The following is a 20,116-nucleotide window of genomic DNA, read 5'->3' as shown; positions in this document are numbered from 1 at the left end:
CGCAGCAGGTGTCATTTTTCACTAGCAGATTCAGCAGAATGAAAGAATTTGCCGATAAAGTCGTGAGAGAAATGACAGGGAGAGAGGGCAATTCGTTTTAACCTGGACGGTAAAATATACCAGAGGACTGTCGTGATGGCCTGCGGTTTTTATACGTCCGCGGACAAGGTCAGGCTGTTTTTCAGTGGTCTTCTTGGCGTCTTTTGTCTTCTCACACCGCTGAACCTGGCTGCCGCAGACGATCTGAACACTGATTCGCTGCCTGAATACTGGTCCTTGACGGAATTTGAGCAAATCGATCCTGTTCAACGGCGCAATTCTGGCCCTTTCGCCAAGCGCGTGGCCGCCCCTGCACATCCCCTTTTTTCCCACATTCCCGTTCCGCCACTCGAACGGGCGCCGGACCGGCCGGTGAAAATTGCGCTTGTCTATCCCAGCCGCGACAATTCCGAATACTGGCAACGCAGCCAGGTGGCCCTGGAGGCCCGCTTGCGGGAACTCGGGCTGCCTTATGACATCCGGTCCTTTTCCGCCTCCTCCGGCCGCTATCCCGGCGGCATGTCCGCCGGCGGCCTGGCCCGGCAGGTGGCCAAAGCCCTGACGGATGACCCGGACTATCTTGTCTTCACCCTGGACAGCGCCCCAGACAAGGCGATTGCCCAGCGGCTGATTGCCCGCGGGCGGCCAAAGGTCATTCTGCAGAATATCACCACACCCGTGCGCGCCTGGAGCGGCCGGCAGCCGTTTTTGTATGTCGGCTTTGATGATGCCGCCGGCACGCAGATGCTTGTGGAGCACTATGAAGACACGCTGGGGAGCAAGAAAGACTTTGCCATCCTCTTTGGCCCGAAAGGCTATGTCAGCCAGGGGCGGGGCATCCGGTTTCTTCAGGCCTATTATGACGCAGCGGCCGAAAATCTGAAAGCTTCCTACTATACAGGCTATGACCGTGCCCGCTCCCGGCAGGCCGCCAGCAGAATCCTAGAAGACCACCCGACGCTCTCCTTCATTTATACCAGCGCCACAGACATCGCCCTTGGCGCCGCCGATGCCATCCGCGCGCACGGGCTGGAGGGAAAGGTATCCACGAATGGCTGGGGCGGTGGCAGCGCCGAGCTGGATGCCCTTGCCGAAGGCACCTTGCAGGTCACGGTGATGCGCATGAATGACGATGCCGGGGTCGCCATGGCCGAGGCCATCGCCCTTGATACCGCTGGGCGGGGCAACGAGGTTCCTGTCGTCTATTCCGGTTCATTCGTCTTGCTCACGGCGGCAGAATGTTCCGTTCGTCTGTCCACACTCAAGGCCAGGGCTTTCCGATACTCAAAATGACAAGAATCACGGGTCTCAAATACAGCAGGATCGTTCTGGCTCTATTTTTTCTGGGGCTGGCCACCACTGCTGTCGCCTTGTTCGGTGTCACATATCTTGGCAGCCGTTCGATTGCGGATCTGGAGATCAAAAGACAGGTGCAGAAGGAAGATGCCCTGGCGCAGCTGGCCTTCACCTCCTATCTTGGGCAGCTGGGAACCCGGCTCCGGGCCCTGGCGGCCGACGAGGCCCTGATCAAGGCCATCACCGCGAAAGACCAGCAAGAGGCCGACCGCCTCCTCCAAACCCACCTTGCAGCTGCTTCTGACCCGCGCGCCGATATTCTCATCCTGAACCGGCAGGATGAACTCGGCTGGCTGGATGCGAGCCAGACTCTGATCGACATTGGAGGGGTTTTGCCCGGGACCGCCATGCGCACAATGGCGCCGGATGTCTGGCAGGTGTTTTCCGATCATGACTCCAGTCCAGCCGCAATGGCAGCCGTCATCGCCCTGCCCGTGATCGATCCTTCAGACGGACGCGTCCTGGGGCGGCTTGTGGGCGGCAGCCTGCTCAATGATTCCTTTGCCGTCCTGAGCGCCCTCTCCCGGCTTCTGGACGGAGACAATCTGGCAATCGTCCATGAAGGCGCAGTCCTTGCCAGCAGCGGTTCGTTTCGCGCTGCGGATCATTTTGACAGGATCCAGGAGCTCCTCTCCGTGCAGGCGCACACGGTTCAGGACAGCCGCCTCTATTGGAAAACGGCGATCTTCTCCGATGACCACGGCCACCCGATCTTCGTCTATTCCGATCAGGCCAATACCATCCTGTCGAAAGTCCGGCAGACCTGTCTCGATCTGTTCCTGCCCTTTGTCCTGTTTGTCGGCCTGACAGCGCTGTTTGTGGCTCTGGCGCTCAACAAATTCATGGAACCAGCGTTGGCCTCCCTGGTTGACTATGCCAGGGACCGGCGCAACAAGGGCGACCTTGAACCCTACAAGCCCGGCCGGATCGCCGAATACAATCAGCTGGGGTATCTGTTTCAGGAAGCCTTTGAATCCGTTCACAACATCCATGCCCGTTTCAAGGATCTGATCGAGGGATCACTGCAAGGGGTGGTCGTTCATTCGGATCAGAAAATTCTGTATGTGAACCGTGCCATGCTGCACATGCTTGGCTATTCGGGCAACCGGGCCGATGTGCTGGTTGGCAAACCCATCTGGAGCCTCTACGACCCGTGTGAGGAACAGCGCCTGCGCAACTATTACGAGACGCGCAATTCAGAAGGCAGCGCCCCGCCGGTCTATGAGGTTCGCGCCCAAAGCAAGTCCGGAGCAGAAGTCTGGCTGGAACAGCACGTGCGCTTGACCACCTGGGACGGGCATGAAGCCATCTATCTCACCGTGATGGACATTACCGCGCGCAAGGAGCAGGAAAGACTGATCGAGCATCAGTCCAACTATGACCTGCTGACTGGCCTGCCCAACCGGAACATGCTGTTGGACCGCCTGCAGCAGGCCATCACCAACAGTGAACAAACCGGCTCGCTGGCCGCGCTCATGATTGTGGACCTGGAACGGTTCAAGGTGATCAACGACACGTTCGGCCACGAATTCGGAGACCGGATCGTGACCACCATCGGCCGCCGGATCGAGCAAGTGGTCAAGCGCACCGAGACGGTTGCCCGGCTCGGCGGTGACGAATTCGCCATCATCATGCCCTCCGCAGACGACGAATGGGAGATCGAGCACCGAGCCCAGACCATTCTGGAGGAAATCGCCCGCAAGATCGATGTGGAGGGCGAAAACGACCTGTTCCTGACCGCCAGCATCGGTATCACGGTCTACCCGTATGATGGCAAGGACCAAGACGCGCTGATGCGTCAGGCGGATGCGGCCATGTATCAGGCCAAGTCGGAGGGCGGCAACCGGTTCCGCTTCTTCTCCCGCCACATGAATGAACGCACCGCGCGGGGGCTGCAGCTGGAAGCGGGTCTGCGCAAGGCGATTGAAAACAAGGATCTGGAGATCTTTGTGCAGCCGATTATCGACTATGTGTCCGGCACGCTGGTAGGCTGCGAAGCCCTTGCCCGCTGGCATGATCCGCAACTGGGCTTTGTGTCTCCGGCCGAGTTCATTCCTGTGGCGGAAGAAACCGGCCTGATCATTCCCCTGGGCCTGATCATCCTGCGCAAGGCCTGTGCCTTCCATGCTGCCTGCCGGGAAAAGGGCCTGGATGTGGCCAGCATCAGCGTGAACATTTCCACGCGCCAGTGCCGCGAGGCGGACTTTGTCGACTGTATCAAGGCCATTCTGGAGGAAACCGGAATGGACCCGGGCCATTTGCGTCTGGAAATGACAGAGAGCGTTCTGTTTGACGATCAACAGATTGATCCGATCAAGCTTCTGACCACGCTCAAGGGTCTCGGCATCAAGATCTCGCTGGATGATTTTGGAACCGGATATTCCTCGCTCAGCTATCTCAAGCGCCTGCCTATCGATATCCTGAAAATCGACCGGTCCTTTGTCATGGACCTTGAAAAGGATGCCGATGCCCAGGCCCTGGTGGAAGCCATCATTTCCATGGCTGGCAAGCTGGGGATCAATGTGATCTGCGAAGGCGCGGAGACCCAGGAGCAATGCGATATTCTGGCCAGCCTCGGCTGCCGTCTGATCCAGGGCTACTATCTGGCCCGGACCATGCCGGAGCATGAATTTCTCGATTTCGTGTCGTCCAAGCCCTTCGATAACCAGCTCGCCCGCAAGGCCAGCTGATAGACGCCGATCTGACGAGCTTGGTATCCCGTCAGGGCACAAAAAACGCGCAGGAGCCGGGCTCCTGCGCGTTTTTCCTGTTCCAGACAACCACAGCCGGTGTGAGCGGTGACAACACAGCGCCGGCGCGTTCAAATCAGAGGCTTTTGAGAACCTGCCAGCGCAAGCTGGCAGATCCCCCGCCGGTCTGACTTATTCCGCGGTGTCCTTCTCGATTTCCTTGCCGGTCTCCTGATCGACAACCTTCATGGACAGGCGCACCTTGCCGCGCTCGTCAAAGCCCATGAGCTTGACCCAGACCTTGTCGCCTTCCTTGATAACATCGGTCACCTTGGCAACTTTCTGGGGAGCCAGCTGGGAGATGTGAACCAGGCCGTCCTTTGCGCCGAAGAAGTTCACGAATGCACCGAAATCGACGCATTTCACGACCGTGCCTTCGTAGATCACGCCAACTTCCGGCTCGGCCGCAATGGAGTTGATCCAGTTGACCGCCGCCTTGATGGCCTTGCCGTCGGACGAGGCGATCTTGACGGTGCCGTCGTCCTCAATATTGACCTTTGCGCCGGTCTTTTCCACGATCTCGCGGATGACCTTGCCGCCGGAGCCGATGACTTCACGGATCTTGTCGACCGGGATCTTCATCATTTCGATGCGCGGCGCATGTTCGCCAAGCTCGGACCGGGCTTCGGTAATGGCCTTGGCCATTTCGCCGAGAATGTGGATCCGGCCGTCTTTGGCCTGCCCAAGAGCCACTTTCATGATCTCTTCGGTGATCCCGTCGATCTTGATGTCCATCTGCAGCGAGGTGATGCCGCTTTCGGTACCGGCCACCTTGAAATCCATGTCGCCAAGATGGTCTTCATCGCCGAGAATGTCGGACAGGACGGCGTATTTGTCGCCTTCCTTGATGAGGCCCATGGCGATCCCGGCCACCGGTGCCTTCAGCGGCACGCCGGCATCCATGAGCGCCAGCGAGGTGCCGCAGACCGTTGCCATGGAGGACGAGCCGTTGGATTCGGTGATTTCGGAGACAACCCGAAGCGTGTAGGGGAAATCATGGTGCTGGGGCAGCATCGGGTTGATCGCGCGCCAGGCCAGTTTGCCGTGGCCGATTTCGCGGCGCCCCGGGGAGCCCATGCGGCCCGTCTCACCGACGGAATAGGGCGGAAAGTTGTAGTGCAGCATGAAGTGGGACTTCACGGTGCCTTCCAGAAGGTCGATGAATTGCTCATCTTCCCCCGTGCCCAGAGTAGCCACAACAAGACCCTGGGTTTCACCACGGGTGAACAGGGCCGAACCGTGCGCGCGGGACAGAATGCCGACTTCAGACGAAATCGCGCGCACTGTCGACAGGTCGCGGCCGTCGATCCGGTTGCCGGTTTCAAGGATGGCGCCCCGGACGATTTCGGCCTCCAGCTTCTTGAACTGCTCGCCGAGCACGGTGCCTTCGACCGCCTCGCCGTCGGCCGCATTGGTGATCAGGGCCTCAACAACCTTCGCCTTGGCCGCATCAACTGCCGCCTTGCGGTCAGTCTTGGAGGTGATCTGGTAGGCGGCCTTAAGATCTTCGCCCGCCATGGTCTTGACCTTGCCGAACAGCTCGGAATGGTCCGGTATCGACAATTCACGCGGTTCTTTCGCAGCCGTTTCGGCCAGCTTGATGATCGCATCAATCACGGTCTGGAAACCGGCATGGCCGAACATGACAGCGCCGAGCATGACGTCTTCGTCCAGTTCCTTGGCTTCCGATTCCACCATCAGAACCGCATCACCGGTTCCGGCAACCACCAGATCCAGCGCGCTGTCCGGCATGTCGTCCACGGCCGGGTTCAGAACATATTCGCCATTGATATAGCCGACACGGGCGCCGCCGATCGGGCCCATGAACGGAACGCCCGAAAGGGTCAGCGCCGCAGAGGCCGCGACCATGGCCAAAATGTCCGGCGCGTTTTCCATGTCGTGGGACAGAACGGTGATCACCACCTGGGTGTCGTTCTTGTAGCCGTCGGCAAAGAGCGGACGGATCGGCCGGTCAATCAGACGGGAGGTGAGCGTTTCGTGCTCGGACGGGCGGCCTTCGCGCTTGAAGTAGCCCCCCGGGATCTTCCCGGCGGCAAAGGCCTTTTCCTGGTAATTCACGGTCAGCGGGAAGAAATCCTGTCCCGGCTTTGGCTCCTTGGCGGAGACGACGGTGGCCAGAACCTTGGTTTCGCCATAGGTCGCCATCACGGCGCCGTCGGCCTGGCGGGCCACTTTGCCCGTTTCGAGAATGAGCGGCCGTCCGCCCCACTCGACTTCCACACGATGAATATCAAACATCATCTGTCCTTACGTATTTGCCTGGTATGCGCCGATTTCGGTCCGGCGCTAGCCATCAGGCACTTTCCCGGTCGGCCCCGGATGGGCCGGTTACCGGCGGACAGGTCACGGGCAAGACGGCGGGCTGCTTTCACGAAACCGAAAGAAGCCGGCAATCCTGCCCCATGACTTGTCCCGGGGGGTCTATAAAGTGTTCCGGTCTATAAGGAAACACTCAACGGCAACATGGTCTTGAGACCCGGTTCGAGCCTTCGGTTCAGGTTGCACCCCGTTTGAGCGCATCGCGTTTCTTTCAAATCACGACGGGCGCCCTGTGTTCTGAAATCTCTGATTTCAGAACACAGGGCGCATCCGGGTGATCGCGATGTGCTCCAGAGCCGTTCGCCCGGCTTTGCAGAGGCGGAAAGGCTCTAAAAAAAACGCGGCAGGTTCAGACCCACCGCGTCTTCTGTCTCGCCTGTCTTAGCGGCGAATGCCAAGACGCTCGATCAGCGACTTGTAGCGCTCTTCGCTTTTGCCACGCGTGTAGTCCAGAAGGGACCGGCGCGATGCAACCATCTTCAGAAGACCGCGGCGGGAATGGTTGTCCTTGCCGTGACCCTTGAAGTGTTCGGTCAGATTGTTGATGCGCTCGGTGAGGATCGCTACCTGGACTTCCGGAGAGCCGGTGTCGCCGTCCTTGGTCGCAAATTCCTTGATGAGTTCAGCTTTACGCTCTGCAGTAATCGACATCGCTCTTTCCTTTCAAAGAGTGGTGGCCTGTTGACCAGGCACATTGAACTGCCGGAGGACCGGCCTGATCCTTCAGTTGCCAGAGCCGAGATGTCGGTCAGCAAAGGTTTCTGCAGGACGAATTGAGCCTCAATGCCCAATGGCGGCGGAATATGGCGGAAAAAGAAGGATTTGACCAGAAAAATTTGATGCAATTTTGGGCAAAGGCATCACCACACCTCATCCGGACTATACTTGAAAAGCTTAAACTCGCAAAATCACTTACTTTATTCACACCCTTGTAAAAAGTAACATTGAATTTTCTTACTTATTAAATCGATTTAAAAATTCAGTTTTTTTAATTTTAGCATTCAATATCTCGCTGAATTCGACCGACGGGATACGACCATGCGAAACCTGACGATTAAATCCAAGCTTATCCTAAGCTTTTCTTTGCTATTGTTATTTACCGTTGCTTTGGGAGGCTTTGCGCTCAATCGCATCGGCTTCATGAGCGACACGACAACTCACCTGCGCACTGAAATGGATGCTGTCACCATTCTCGGCGACATGGCGCGCATGAGTCAGAAGCTGCAAAATGATGATCTTCTTCGTCACTATGCGACCTCTGACCATCTTCGCAATTCGATCGTAAACGATGCCAAGAAAACCCAGCAGGCGTTTTCTGAGGCCTGGTCGAATTATTCCACACTGATTGAGACAAGCGGGCCGGAAGCAAAGCTGGCGGCTGACCTGCGCAACGCCTGGCAGCATTTTCTCGCGGTTGAAGAAGAGGTTCTGATCCTTGAAGATGCCGGGGAGCGCGAACTTGCCGGCGAGGTGATGATGGGTGACCTGCAGCAGTGTCCCGTCGCGTGGTGTAACTTTTGTGGTTAGCGCGGGCTGAGCGGAGCCTTCGCGCAGCGAAGCGATGCCCGCGCTAACCACAAAAGTTACACCACGCAATGGGACACTGCTTATGATTGGGTGCCCTACAAACTCATTAAGCAGGAAAATCTTGGAGAGTTCCTCATCAACTGATCCGGTTGAGATTGGAAACGATTTTACCCGCCGGCCATGTCCGGCGGTTTTTTCGTACCGAAACGCCCCAAACAGATAAATCCTTAGGGCAAAAAATACACTCGCAGCAATCGCTCAAAATAGCCTTCCGAATTGAGCTCCCTGAAGACGTTTTCAATCATCTCTCTACGGTCCAGCAAGTTCGAATTCCGAGAGATCGTGATGTAGGACGGCGATCCTTGCGCGGAAAAAGCCGCCTTCTTCAACTTATTGTTTGGCTGCTGCATGATGTAGTTCGCTTGGTGTTCTGGAACGATCATTACATCAAGGCGGCCAAGTTCGAGCATTCGCGCGCCTTCTTCAAAGGATGAAAGTTCGTATTTCCGGAGGCGTGCATCATAGTCAAAGAAATCAAGATACCGAGCCGACCGCAGCACACCGATTTGCCGCTCCATAAGATCTTCGTAAGACGAGATGTCGAGACTGGTGTCTGCCATCAGGAACACGAGATCTTCGGAAGGCAGCGGCGCATCCAGGAACTCCATATTCGCCGCATTTTCCGGATTCCAGACCGGCCCAAGCATCATATCCGCCTGACCGCTTTTCATCATTGCCAAAGCCCTGGCATGCGAGACGTTTACAAATTCTAGCTCAAGGCCGGTGCGTTTGCTGACCTCGGTGATGGCATCAACATAAACACCACTATAGCCCTCGACACCGTTCCACTGCTCGACAATGTTGAAAGGCGCTGATTCGTGGATAACGACATAATACTTGTCGAAATATTCCTTTGAATTTACCGAGATCGGCACTAGATAAAACAAAGCCAACGAAGAAATAACAATCAACATCATCTTCGTTTTCACACCGAAACCACTCCCATTTACAGAATTATCAATTCGCGATATCGTGTTCAAATTCCACTTTCGTAAGCCACAATATGTACAGGATATACCTATCTGTCTTCGTTGCTCTGATTTGCGCCATTCCGCGATCCGGATCGGCTGAGGGCACGCGTGCATTTTCGATTTCTGGCGGATCGATAGCGGGCGTGTACTTTCACATAGCTGAAGAGTTGTGCAGATTTGTCAACCAGCAGGCAGAAAAAGGTAAAAGATGCCACAGCCGTTCGGGGTTCGGTTCAGCGTTTAACATAAACGCTCTTGAAAACGGGCTCATCGAGTTTGGGCTGGCACAGTCCGATCTCCAATGGAACGCCTGGAACGGCGTTGAGGAGTGGTCTGACGGACCGGTCCGGAACATTCGAAGTGTGGCGTCCCTTCATGAGGAAGCGGTCCATCTGATTGCCCGGGAAGCGGCCGGGATACAGACCATCGCGGATTTAAAGGGCCACAACATCAGCGTCGGAAACCGCGCCTCAGGCCAGCGGAAAAACGCGTTGACCGTTTTGGATCTTTATGATCTGGACCTGAAACGCGACCTGAGTGCCAGTGGCCTCTTGCAAGGCAAGGCCTTGCAAAAACTCACCAGCGGAGAACTTGACGCCTTCTTCTACACTGTCGGCTTTCCTTCACATTCCATTGTCAAATTGTCTGAAACAGTCCCCCTGGATTTTCTGGACATCAAAGGAGATCTGATTTGGGACTTCATGAAAGAAAAGCCCTCCTATCAAAAGATGGAGATTCCGGCGCATACCTATGCCGGACAAGAGGAGGTAATTTATACATTTGGTGCTCGCAGCACGCTTTTGGCCAGCACCCATGTTTCAGATGACCTGGTCTATGAGCTTTTGACTGTCCTCTACGCGCATTTCGACGAACTCACAGACAGCCATCCAAGTCTGATCCGGCTCAAGGAAACAGATCTAAGCCGGAACCTGACTGTGCCCTTGCATCCGGGCGCCATCAAATTCTACCGCGACAAGGGGCTTTTGGCCCCGTCAGTTGCCAACAATCAATAACATCTTCTGTGACCTTGGGACTGAAGGTCCCTTAAAGGTTGAAAACCCGGCTTGGCTGGAAACGGCCCTTGTCAATAGAGCCGATGGCAACCGGTACTTCAGCGTGGCTGGCAAAGGCAACCTCCGTGTTCAGAGGAGCATCGCGGCCGCGCAGAAGAACGGTCATGCCTTTGCGGATCTTGGCCGCATCATCCAGCGAGACCGGTACTTCGACCAGGTCTTCCATGGCCTCGCGCACGGGCAGAACAAATTCCTCAACCAGGGCATTGACGCCCTCGCCTTCTTCAAGTTCTTCGGCTGCCTCCAGCAACTCGTCCAACGCGATCAGATCGTCCTCTCCGAACGGGCCGACCAGCAGGCGGCGCAGATCCGTCACATGGCCATGGGTGCCAAGGCGGCGGCCAAGGTCGCGCGCCAGGGCGCGCACATAGGTTCCCTTGCCGCATTCGGCTTCAAAGACGGCCCGGTCCTCGTCCGGTCTTTCGACCAGCTCCAGCCGGTGCACCTCGATCGGACGGGCCTCCAGCTCCACCTCTTCCCCGTCACGGGCCAGGTCATAGGCCCGTTCACCACCAACCTTGATGGCGGAGAATTTCGGCGGCACCTGCAGGATCGTGCCGACAAATTCCCCCAGAACCGCCAGGATATCCTCAGTTTGCGGGCGGATGTCGGATGTGGCAACCACGTCGCCCTCCGTATCATCCGTGTTGGTCTCAACCCCCCAGGTCACCTCGAACCGGTAGACCTTGCGCCCGTCCATGACAAAGGGCACGGTTTTGGTGGCCTCGCCAAAGGCGACCGGCAGCAAACCGGAGGCCCTTGGGTCCAGTGTCCCCGCATGACCGACTTTCTGCGGCGAGAAAATCCGCTTGATCCGGCCAAGCGCCTCGTTGGACGTCAGGCCATAGGGCTTGTCGAGCACAAGCCAGCCATTGATGGTGTTCTTCTTGCGTTTGATCTGTTTCTGGCGTGCCATATTGAATTCGTTTGTTGAACAGCCAAGCTGGTGGATCTGCAGCCGCCTGCTTGTCACCCCGGGGCCCGAGCCTCGCGAGAGACCGGAGTTCAGTACGCCCGGTCTTCACGGCGTGTCAAAATTTCAAGTCAATGACGACTGGTTCCCTGCCTGCGCAGGGGCGGCAAGCAGAGAGTTTCAGTCGCGCAGCGGGCAAAATCAGTCCTCGTGCGTTTCGTCCTCGCCGAGATCCCGAGAGACGCCTGGCGAATGAAGCAGCGTGCCGATACGGTCGTCATCATCAAAGCGGGTATCCAGGACGAAGCGTAGATCCGGCATGTATTTCATGGTCAGGCGCCGGGACACCTGGCCGCGTAAATATTTGGCGCTGCGGTTGAGGGCCTTTTCCACCTTGTCCGCGTTCTTGCCGCCCAGCGGCATGACAAGGCAGGTCGCAAGCCGTAGATCCGGGGTCATGCGCACTTCGGGAATGGTGACGATGGCCCCGTCCAGATCCGGATCGGAAAACTCGCCCCGTGTGAGAATGTCGGACAGTTCCTTGCGCACCGTCTCGCCAACCTTCAGCTGGCGCTGAGACGGTCCACGGCTGTCCTGACCGTGATGTCTTGCCATAGTTGTTGTCCTTGCATCGCTGGCCAATGCGGACCCGGAGCCGGGGATGGGCCTGCCGGGCGGGCTCCGCCGCCGCCGCCATCGCGTTGCCCGGAAACGTCTGGAGGCGTTCCGGGGCATGAGCGTGGCAGCCATGGCACGGCAGAAACACCCGTGACCAGATACACTGTCAGCGGCTTAAGCCAATAAGCCGCTGACATCCGTTTCAATTTGATGTCTGACGCAGGTCAGAGCGTTCTTGCGATCTGCTCCACACGGAAACATTCGATGATGTCACCCGCACGCATATCCTGGTACTTGACGAAGTTCATGCCGCATTCCTGACCGGATTCGACCGATTTGACCTCGTCCTTGAAGCGCTTGAGCGTGCCCAGCTCGCCTTCGTGGATCACGACATCGTCGCGGATCAGGCGGACATTGGCACCGCGTTCCACGATCCCTTCGGTAACCAGGCAGCCGGCGACCTTGCCCACTTTGGAAATGTGGAAGATCTCCTTGATCTCCGCATTGCCGAGGAAGGTTTCGCGCCGCTCCGGCGACAGCAGGCCGGACATGGCCGATTTGATGTCATCCACCAGATCGTAGATCACGTTGTAGTAGCGCACCTCAATGCCGTCCCGGGCCGCCGCTTCGCGGGCCTGTTTGTTGGCACGCACGTTGAAGCCGAGGATCGGTGCGTTGGAGGCCGCCGCAAGTGTGATGTCGCTTTCGGTGATGCCACCGACACCGGACAGAAGAATGCGGGCGCCGACTTCCTCGTTGCCGAGTTCGTTCAAGGCCTGGGCAATTGCTTCTGCCGAGCCTTGCACGTCCGCTTTCAGCACCAGGGGGAATTCCTTGCGGCCGGTTTCCTGCAGACGGTTCATCATCTGCTCCAGCGAGCCACGGGCGCCGGAGGCCACCACGGAGGCTTTTTCGCGGATCTGCCGTTGACGGTAATCGGTGATCTCGCGGGCACGGGCCTCGTTTTCGACCACAGCAACCAGATCACCGGCGGCCGGCGTTCCCTGGAAGCCCAGCACCTCGACCGGTTTGGCCGGTCCGGCTTCCTTCACCTGCTTGCCGTTTTCATCGAGCATCGCGCGCACACGGCCCCATTCGGAGCCCGCCACGAGGATGTCGCCCGGCTTGAGAGTCCCTTTCTGGACCAGAACGGTGGCCACCGGCCCGCGGCCCCGGTCGAGCTGGGCTTCGATGACGATACCCTCTGCCGTGCGGTTTGCGTTGGCTTTCAGTTCCAGAACCTCGGCCTGCAGCAGGATCATTTCCAGCAGCTTGTCGAGATTGGTGCCGTTGAGCGCGGAGACCTCCACGTCAATCACGTCACCGCCCATGGATTCGGTCACCAGCTCTTCGCTGAGAAGCTCGGTGCGGACCCGGTTCGGATCGGCGCCCGGCTTGTCGATCTTGTTGATGGCAACAATGATCGGCGCATCGGCGGCCTTGGCGTGGGCAATGGCTTCCTTGGTCTGCGGCATGACACCGTCATCGGCGGCCACAACAAGAATGACAATATCGGTCGACTTGGCCCCACGGGCACGCATCTGCGAGAACGCGGCGTGGCCCGGCGTGTCGATGAAGGTGATCTTCTGACCGTCCTGATCGACCTGATAAGCGCCAATATGCTGGGTGATGCCACCGGCTTCACCGGAGACCACCTTGGACTTGCGAACCGCGTCGAGCAGCGAGGTCTTGCCATGGTCGACATGGCCCATGATGGTAACGACCGGAGGACGCGCCTCCAGAGCGGCATCTTCGTCTTCCTGGGTGAAAAGGCCTTCTTCCACGTCCGCTTCGGACACGCGCTTGACCGTGTGACCCATTTCTTCTGCGATCAGCTCGGCGGTATCGGCGTCGATCACGTCGTTGATCTTCAGCATCTGGCCCTGCTTCATCAGCAGCTTGATCACGTCAACAGCGCGCTCGGCCATCCGGTTGGCCAGCTCCTGGATCGTGATCGCCTCGGGCAAGGTCACTTCGCGGGAAATCTTCTCGCGGACCACCTGCTGCTGACCGCGTTTTGCCTTTTCCTGGCGGCGGCGCATGGAGGCGAGCGAACGGGCCCGCTGACCGTCATCCCCGCCGGTTGCAGCCGAAATGGTCAGTTTTGAGCGGCGGCGGTCTTCGCCGCCACGCGGACGGGCAGCAGGCGCCGGAGCCTGTTTCGGCCGTTTGACCGTGCGCAGGCTCTTCGCCCCCCGGTCTTCGCTTTCGCCAGCGGGCTGCCCTTCGGGTTTCGGCCGGGCCGGTGTCGCGGCAGGCTTGCGCTTACCCATGTCATCCAGGCTCGGCGGGCGGCCGCCATCATGGGCGGGCCGGCGGGCCGGAGCACGGGTGCTATCCGTCCTGGCGGGCTTGGATGCCTCGGCCTTGGCCTCTGCCTGTACGGGAGCCGCAGCGGCTTCCGCTTCAGCTGCCTTGGCGCGCTCTTCGGCCAGACGGGCGTCTTCAGCAGCCTGCCTGGCCTGTTCTTCCGCCTCGGCCTTGGCCCGGGCTTCTTCTTCGGCCTTGCGCTGTTCAGCTTCCACTGCCCGGCGCTTCTCATCCTCTTCGCGCTGCTTGCGCTCAACGACCTCGCGTTCCTTGGCCATCTGGAGCGCGGCAGCGCGAGCGGCCGCTTCTTCCTTGGTCAAGGTGCGCAGAACGTTGCCATTGCCCTTCTGGCGCTGACCGGAAGCAGAGCGGCGGGCCTGCTTGGCCTGCTGCGGATCGGGCTGCTGGGGTTTGCGCGGCGCTTCGGACGGCTTTTCAAGGCGCTGTGTGGTCGGTGCGGGCGCTTCCGGTTTCGGCTCCTGCCCCGGGATCACAACACGGCGCTTTTTCTTTTCCACGACGACTGCTTTTGACCGGCCATGCGAAAAGGACTGGCGGACCGTTCCCTGGTCGCCACCACCCCGCTTGAGCCCAAGCGTCTTGCCACGCTCAACGCTGATTGTCTTGTCGCCTGGATTTTTCGTATCGCTCATATTGCCTTCAGTCCTGCGCAACCGCCCTGCTACGCGTTGCTCTTTTCGTCGCTCGCTGCGGAATAACCGCGAAAACGCTCCATGTCACGTACCCGTGCAAGAAAGTTTTCACTCGCCTGTCCCGCAAGCAGTGCAGCATGTATCACATTTGACCGGCCCAATGCCAAATCCAATTGGGTCGAATCGAACAAACGGACGGTTTGAAATCCGTTTGCCAGTTCCTGTCTGCCGGCGGCCACCGCCGCCAGCTTGCGGATCCCGTCCCCGGACGCATCCGAGGCGTGGATCAACCCGGCCACGGCATCCCGCCGCAAGGCCGCTTCAACTTTTGCATAGCCGGTCACCAGCTCTCCGGCCTTGCGCGTTATGGACAACGCCTGCAGCGCGGCCCGTTCCATCAGCGCATCCACACGGTCCGCCAGCCCCGGCGTGACACGAGCCTCACACTTGAAACCCCGTCCAAACACCTTTTTCCGGCCGGTCTCGGCCGCCGCGACACTTTCGCGCACAGCCGTCACCCAAACGCCGCGCCCCGGAAGCACCCGCTTCAGATCCGGAACCACCTCACCCTCAGGATCAAGCACGAACCGGATCAGCGAGCTGACGGGCTGAACCTCCCGCGTAACGGCACACTGCCGCTCGGTCGGGTCATTCTTCCTTGGCACGCCGCCACTCCTTCAGACCGGCCGACCCTTTGCCCCGTTGTCTCCGCAGGCCGCCGGTCAGTCCTTCTTTCCTTCAGATCATCCGGTGAACCGGGCCCGGTTGAGCCTGGCACCATTGACCGTCTTCAAAGCCGCCGGGCTGTCCTGCCCCCACTGGGCTGCAGGAAACTCACGAGGCGGCCGCCCCGTTCAGCCGTTCAAAATGGCACCGGCTGGCGCTTCTTCCTCGACCGTTTCAACGGCCTCTTCAATCTCTTCCTCGGCCTCTTCCACCTCAGCGGCAGCCTGGGCAGCCAGCTCTTCCTCAGTGACCCAGCCGGCTGCGATACGGGCTGCCATCACCATGTTTTCGGCATCCGCCCGGGAGACGTCAAACGCGGACAGGGCGCCTTCAAAACGTTTGGTTTCACCGTCCTTGCGTTCGGTCCAGCCGACCAGATCGTCGGCGGCACAACCGGCCAGATCTTCCATCGACTTGATGTCGTCCTTGCCGAGTGCCACCAGCATCGCCGTAGTGATGCCGTCGACGGAGCGCAGATCGTCGGAGACCCCGAGGGCGATCCGCTCTTCATCAAGCTTGGCTTCCAGTTCGCCCAGGTAATCCCGGGCACGGGCCTGGATCTCCACGGCCGTATCGTCGTCGAAACCTTCGATCATGGAGATTTCCTCAATCTCCACATAGGCAACTTCCTCAACGGAGGTAAAGCCTTCCGTTGCCAGAAGCTGGCCAACCATCTCATCAACGTTAAGGGCTTCCATGAAGAGCTGCGATCGCTCCAGGAATTCCTTCTGACGGCGGTCGGATTCTTCCTGCTCGGTCATGATGTCAATCGCCCAGCCCGTGAGCTGGGAAGCAAGACGCACATTCTGACCGCGCCGGCCGATGGCAAGCGACAGCTGGTCATCGGGCACCACAACTTCGATCCGTTCCGCGTCCTCGTCAAGCACAACCTTGGCAACTTCTGCCGGCTGGAGTGCGTTGACGATGAAAGTCGCAGCTTCTTCGTTCCACGGAATGATGTCGATCTTCTCGCCCTGCAGCTCGCCGACAACGGCCTGAACGCGGCTGCCGCGCATCCCCACACAGGCCCCGACCGGGTCGATGGAAGAGTCCTTGGAGATCACCGCGATCTTGGCGCGGGAGCCCGGATCACGGGCCACGGACTTGATTTCGATGACGCCATCATAGATTTCCGGCACTTCCTGGGCGAACAGCTTGGCCATGAATTGCGGATGGGTGCGCGACAGGAAGATCTGCGGGCCGCGCTGCTCGCGGCGGACATCATAGATGATGGCCCGGATCCGGTCGCCGGTGCGGAAGATCTCGCGCGGGATCAGCTCGTCCCGGCGCACAATGCCTTCGCCGCGGCCCAGATCCACGATGACGTTGCCATATTCAGCCCGCTTGACGACACCATTGATGACTTCGCCGACCCGGTCCTTGAATTCGTCATACTGGCGGTCGCGCTCTGCTTCGCGCACTTTCTGCACGATCACCTGCTTTGCGGACTGCGCGGCGATCCGGCCGAAATCCAGCGGCGGCAGCGGCTCGGCAATGAAATCGCCCAGACTGGCTTCCGGGTTGCGGGACTGTGCGTCTTCCAGCGCGATTTCCGTCGACACGTTTTCCACGGCCTCAACCACCTGAAGCAGGCGCTGCAGCCGGATCTCGCCGGTCTTCGGATTGATCTCGGCGCGCACTTCGGTTTCCGTGCCATAGCGGGAGCGGGCCGCCTTCTGGATCGCATCTTCCATAGCGTTGATCACGATCATCCGGTCGATCGACTTCTCCCGGGCAACCGCATCCGCAATTTGCAGCAGTTCCAGCCGGTTCGCGCTGATTGCCATATTCCACTCCTCTTGCGCCAGGTTCGGGCCTTGGTCTTGGTGGCGCGTTTGTCCTGCCCGTCAGCCTCGACGGCTTAGTTGGGCGTATTGTCCTGTGTCAGCTCGTCTTCCTGGCCGCGCGCCGCAAGGGCCGCTTTTTCGGCCTGAAGCGCAGCGGTAATCAAATCGTCGGTGAGCACGAGCTTGGCCTCGCCGATATTTTCCAGCGGCAGCAGCACCGTGTCCTGATCGCCGTCCTTCACATCGGGAAGGCGCACCTGCGCTGCACCATTCCCGGCGCCGAGCAGCGTGCCACGAAAGCGCTTGCGGCCGTCAAGCATCACGGCCATTTCCACTTTCAGCTCATGGCCTGCCCAGCGCTCGAAATCACCGGCCCGCACCAGAGGGCGGTCGATACCGGGAGACGAGACTTCCAGATGATAGGCCCGGTTGATCGGATCTTCCACATCTAGGGCGGGCGAGACCGCCCGGCTGACCGCCTCGCAATCTTCAACTGTCATGGTGCCATCGGGGCGCTCGGCCATGATCTGCAGCGTGCACCCGTTGGCCGCGCTGATCCTGGTACGTACAAGACGGAACCCAAGGTCTTCGATGACCGGCTCCACAATGGCCGCAACACGGGCATCGAGGCCCTGTTCCGTGACAAGTCTTGGTTCGTGTGCGCTCACACCTGGCTCCTGTTCAAACCGTCTTCGGCCGTCAGCTCCGCTAAGGCCCCGCCGCCGTTCCAATGAGGCTCCCTGCCGGGCGGCGTGTTTCCGGCTGTGCTTAAGCAAAAAAGAGCGGGTCCCCGGCGGGCCCACTCTCAAAATGCTCAGATAAGCCGTTTGAGGTGAAACACCGGCTGTATAACGCCAAAGCCGGGCAAAACGCAAGACCCTCGCGCCAAATCCCAAAAAGAACTTCCAACAGCCGTTAACAGCAATCTCAATTGTGAGACCGCCCCGCCCCGTTCAGAGCCCAACCCTGGAAGCCGGGCTCAGGCCTGTTCACGCCTGCGGAAGGTCAGATACCGCCCCCGGCGGCCTTCCCGGACCGCCTTGGCTTCATAGCGGGTCCCCGGCCAGCCCTGCCAGGGCTCCTTCCAGTCCCGCGCGGTCTGCGCGGTCCAGTCGAAAGCGTCATGGTCGCGGCAGTGGCGCAAGGTCCAGTCGATATAGGTGTCGATGTCACTGGCAAAGCGGAACTCACAGCCCGGCTTCAAGGCACGGGCATAGCGGGTCAGATTGTCCGCATTGATGAACCGGCGCTTCCAGTGGCGCTTTTTCGGCCAGGGATCCGGATAGAGCTGATAGGCCAGATCCAGCGAGGCTTCCGGCAGCCAGTCGAGCACATTGACCGCGTCATCATCATAGAGGCGGATATTCTTCAAGCCCTCTTCGACAACAGCCGTGACCGCCTTGGCCATGCTGCCGACAAACGGCTCCACGCCGATAAAGCCCGTACCCGGCTGGGTGCGCGCCCGGTGCAGGAGATGCTCCCCGCCACCAAAGCCGACCTCAAGACAGACCCCGGTCACATCAGCTTCAAACAGATCCGTCAGGTCCGCAGGCGCAGGCACGTCCAGATCCAGCGCCAGACGCGGCAATTCCGTTTCCATTAGCGCCTCGCGGCGCGGGCTGAGCGGCTTGCCTTTCCGGCGGCCAAAAAAGGAACCTTCGTAACGGTCAGTCATTTCAAAACAGGCACTTCAAACAGCTTCCACTCCCGCAACGGCCTTGTCAGCAATCCGGGAATATCCGCCCCAAAAATCAGAAGATCGCCAGCACATGGCCGGCGATCCTGTGTTTCGGTCGTCGCGACGCTTCGGACAGCTTATCCCGCAAGCGGGCGCAGGGCGTCAACGAGATCGGTCTTTTCCCAGCTGAAACCGCCATCAGCGTCCGGCTGACGGCCGAAATGGCCATAAGCCGCGGTGCGCTCATAGATCGGATTGTTCAGCTTCAGGTGCTCGCGGATACCCCGCGGGCTCAGGCCCATAACCTCGCGCAGGGTCTTTTCCAGACGCGTTTCATCGCAGCGGCCCGTACCGTGCAGGTCCACATAGACCGACAACGGATCGGAGACGCCGATGGCATAGGACAGCTGGATGGTGCAGCGGTCCGACAGGCCGGCCGCCACCACATTCTTTGCAAGATAGCGGGCCGCATAGGCCGCCGAACGGTCCACCTTGGTCGGGTCCTTTCCGGAGAAGGCACCGCCGCCATGGGGCGCGGCCCCGCCATAGGTGTCGACAATGATCTTGCGGCCGGTCAGGCCAGCGTCCCCGTCAGGACCACCAATCACGAAGGCGCCGGTCGGGTTCACGTGCCATTCAGTCTCGTTGCTGATCCAGCCGTCGGGCAGCGCCGTCAGGATATAGGGCTCAACGATCTTGCGCACGTCCTCCGACGTCAGCGCCGGGTCGAGATGCTGGGTGGACAAAACGATGGAGGTGGCCGCCACGGGCACACCGTTTTCATAGCGCACGGTCACCTGGCTCTTGGCATCCGGGCCCAGCACCGGCTCCGTGCCGGACTTGCGAGCCTCCGCCAGAAGACGCAGAATTTTGTGAGAATAAAGGATCGGGGCTGGCATCAGCTCTTCGGTCTCGCGGCACGCATAGCCGAACATGATGCCCTGGTCGCCGGCGCCCTCATCCTTGTTGCCGCCAGCATCAACCCCTTGGGCGATATGGGCAGACTGAGCATGGAGATGCACCGCGATGTCGCAGGTTTCCCAATGGAAGCCGTCCTGCTCATAGCCGATATCCTTTACGGCCATGCGAGCAAGATGGGCAATATAGTCATTTGTGATGGTGGCCGGACCCCGGGTTTCGCCCGCAATCACGATGCGGTTGGTGGTCGCCAGGGTTTCGCAGGCCACACGTGCTTCGGGCATTTCCTTGAGATAGGCATCAACAACCGCATCGGAAATACGGTCGCAGACTTTGTCCGGGTGCCCTTCGGACACAGACTCGGAAGTGAACAGGTAATTCTGACGTGCCATTGGCG

The 20,116-nt window shown here is 59.3% G+C and carries 15 protein-coding genes; 4 read left to right on the top strand and 11 right to left on the bottom strand.

Going from position 1 to position 20,116, the window contains the following annotated elements; all coding sequences use genetic code 11:
- Positions 1-135 precede the first annotated feature (135 nt).
- Complete coding sequence (locus tag ACXAH0_RS21810; RefSeq protein WP_475195022.1) at positions 136-1,332, top strand: substrate-binding domain-containing protein; 1,197 nt, start codon at positions 136-138, stop codon at positions 1,330-1,332.
- Positions 1,329-4,085, top strand: coding sequence for an EAL domain-containing protein (locus ACXAH0_RS21805; protein WP_475195021.1), 2,757 nt, complete (start codon positions 1,329-1,331; stop codon positions 4,083-4,085). Before ACXAH0_RS21810 ends, ACXAH0_RS21805 begins: the two co-directional genes overlap by 4 nt.
- Before the next feature lie 192 nt (positions 4,086-4,277).
- Here the strand turns inward: ACXAH0_RS21805 and pnp are convergent, their stop codons facing one another.
- Both pnp and rpsO read right to left on the bottom strand, forming a co-directional pair.
- Positions 4,278-6,404, bottom strand: coding sequence for a polyribonucleotide nucleotidyltransferase (gene pnp, locus ACXAH0_RS21800; protein WP_475186716.1), 2,127 nt, complete (start codon positions 6,402-6,404; stop codon positions 4,278-4,280).
- 462 nt (positions 6,405-6,866) lie between these two features.
- Positions 6,867-7,136 (bottom strand): 30S ribosomal protein S15, encoded by a 270-nt coding sequence (gene rpsO, locus ACXAH0_RS21795; protein ID WP_475180144.1) that lies wholly within the window; start codon positions 7,134-7,136, stop codon positions 6,867-6,869.
- Between the two features lie 387 nt (positions 7,137-7,523).
- Here rpsO and ACXAH0_RS21790 point away from each other — a divergent pair, with 387 nt between their 5' ends.
- Positions 7,524-8,012, top strand: a complete 489-nt coding sequence (locus ACXAH0_RS21790; RefSeq protein WP_475195019.1) for an MCP four helix bundle domain-containing protein — start codon at positions 7,524-7,526, stop codon at positions 8,010-8,012.
- 227 nt (positions 8,013-8,239) lie between these two features.
- Here the strand turns inward: ACXAH0_RS21790 and ACXAH0_RS21785 are convergent, their stop codons facing one another.
- Positions 8,240-9,001 carry a substrate-binding periplasmic protein gene (locus ACXAH0_RS21785; RefSeq protein WP_475195016.1) on the bottom strand — a complete coding sequence of 254 codons (762 nt, stop codon included), beginning with the start codon at positions 8,999-9,001 and terminating at the stop codon, positions 8,240-8,242.
- Between the two features lie 74 nt (positions 9,002-9,075).
- On the opposite strand from ACXAH0_RS21785, the gene ACXAH0_RS21780 reads away from it, so the two are divergent.
- The gene (locus ACXAH0_RS21780; protein ID WP_475180137.1) at positions 9,076-10,056 is read left to right on the top strand and encodes a TAXI family TRAP transporter solute-binding subunit; all 981 of its coding nucleotides are present in this window, start codon (positions 9,076-9,078) and stop codon (positions 10,054-10,056) included.
- Between the two features lie 31 nt (positions 10,057-10,087).
- On the opposite strand, the gene truB is transcribed toward ACXAH0_RS21780, so the two are convergent.
- From truB to metK, 8 genes are all read right to left on the bottom strand, one after another.
- Positions 10,088-11,032 carry a tRNA pseudouridine(55) synthase TruB gene (gene truB, locus ACXAH0_RS21775; protein WP_475195015.1) on the bottom strand — a complete coding sequence of 315 codons (945 nt, stop codon included), beginning with the start codon at positions 11,030-11,032 and terminating at the stop codon, positions 10,088-10,090.
- Positions 11,033-11,230: 198 nt separating this feature from the next.
- Positions 11,231-11,644, bottom strand: coding sequence for a 30S ribosome-binding factor RbfA (gene rbfA, locus ACXAH0_RS21770; protein ID WP_475195014.1), 414 nt, complete (start codon positions 11,642-11,644; stop codon positions 11,231-11,233).
- Positions 11,645-11,871: 227 nt separating this feature from the next.
- The gene (infB, locus tag ACXAH0_RS21765) at positions 11,872-14,610 is read right to left on the bottom strand and encodes a translation initiation factor IF-2 (protein ID WP_475180128.1); all 2,739 of its coding nucleotides are present in this window, start codon (positions 14,608-14,610) and stop codon (positions 11,872-11,874) included.
- Between the two features lie 29 nt (positions 14,611-14,639).
- Positions 14,640-15,275, bottom strand: a complete 636-nt coding sequence (locus ACXAH0_RS21760) for an RNA-binding protein (protein WP_475195011.1) — start codon at positions 15,273-15,275, stop codon at positions 14,640-14,642.
- Positions 15,276-15,464: 189 nt separating this feature from the next.
- Positions 15,465-17,123, bottom strand: coding sequence for a transcription termination factor NusA (gene nusA, locus ACXAH0_RS21755; RefSeq protein WP_475180123.1), 1,659 nt, complete (start codon positions 17,121-17,123; stop codon positions 15,465-15,467).
- A 74-nt stretch (positions 17,124-17,197) separates the two neighbouring features.
- Positions 17,198-17,791, bottom strand: a complete 594-nt coding sequence (gene rimP / locus ACXAH0_RS21750) for a ribosome maturation factor RimP (protein WP_475195009.1) — start codon at positions 17,789-17,791, stop codon at positions 17,198-17,200.
- A gap of 311 nt (positions 17,792-18,102) precedes the next feature.
- Entirely contained in the window at positions 18,103-18,798 is a 696-nt protein-coding gene (gene trmB / locus ACXAH0_RS21745) for a tRNA (guanine(46)-N(7))-methyltransferase TrmB (RefSeq protein WP_475180117.1), read from the bottom strand.
- Between the two features lie 140 nt (positions 18,799-18,938).
- Complete coding sequence (metK, locus tag ACXAH0_RS21740; RefSeq protein WP_475180112.1) at positions 18,939-20,111, bottom strand: methionine adenosyltransferase; 1,173 nt, start codon at positions 20,109-20,111, stop codon at positions 18,939-18,941.
- Positions 20,112-20,116 lie beyond the last annotated feature (5 nt).

Source organism: Roseibium sp. AWQ4_290 (assembly GCF_056160985.1).
The sequence above is the reverse complement of the archived record's forward strand: the minus strand, read 5'-3'. Positions and strand labels throughout refer to the sequence as shown.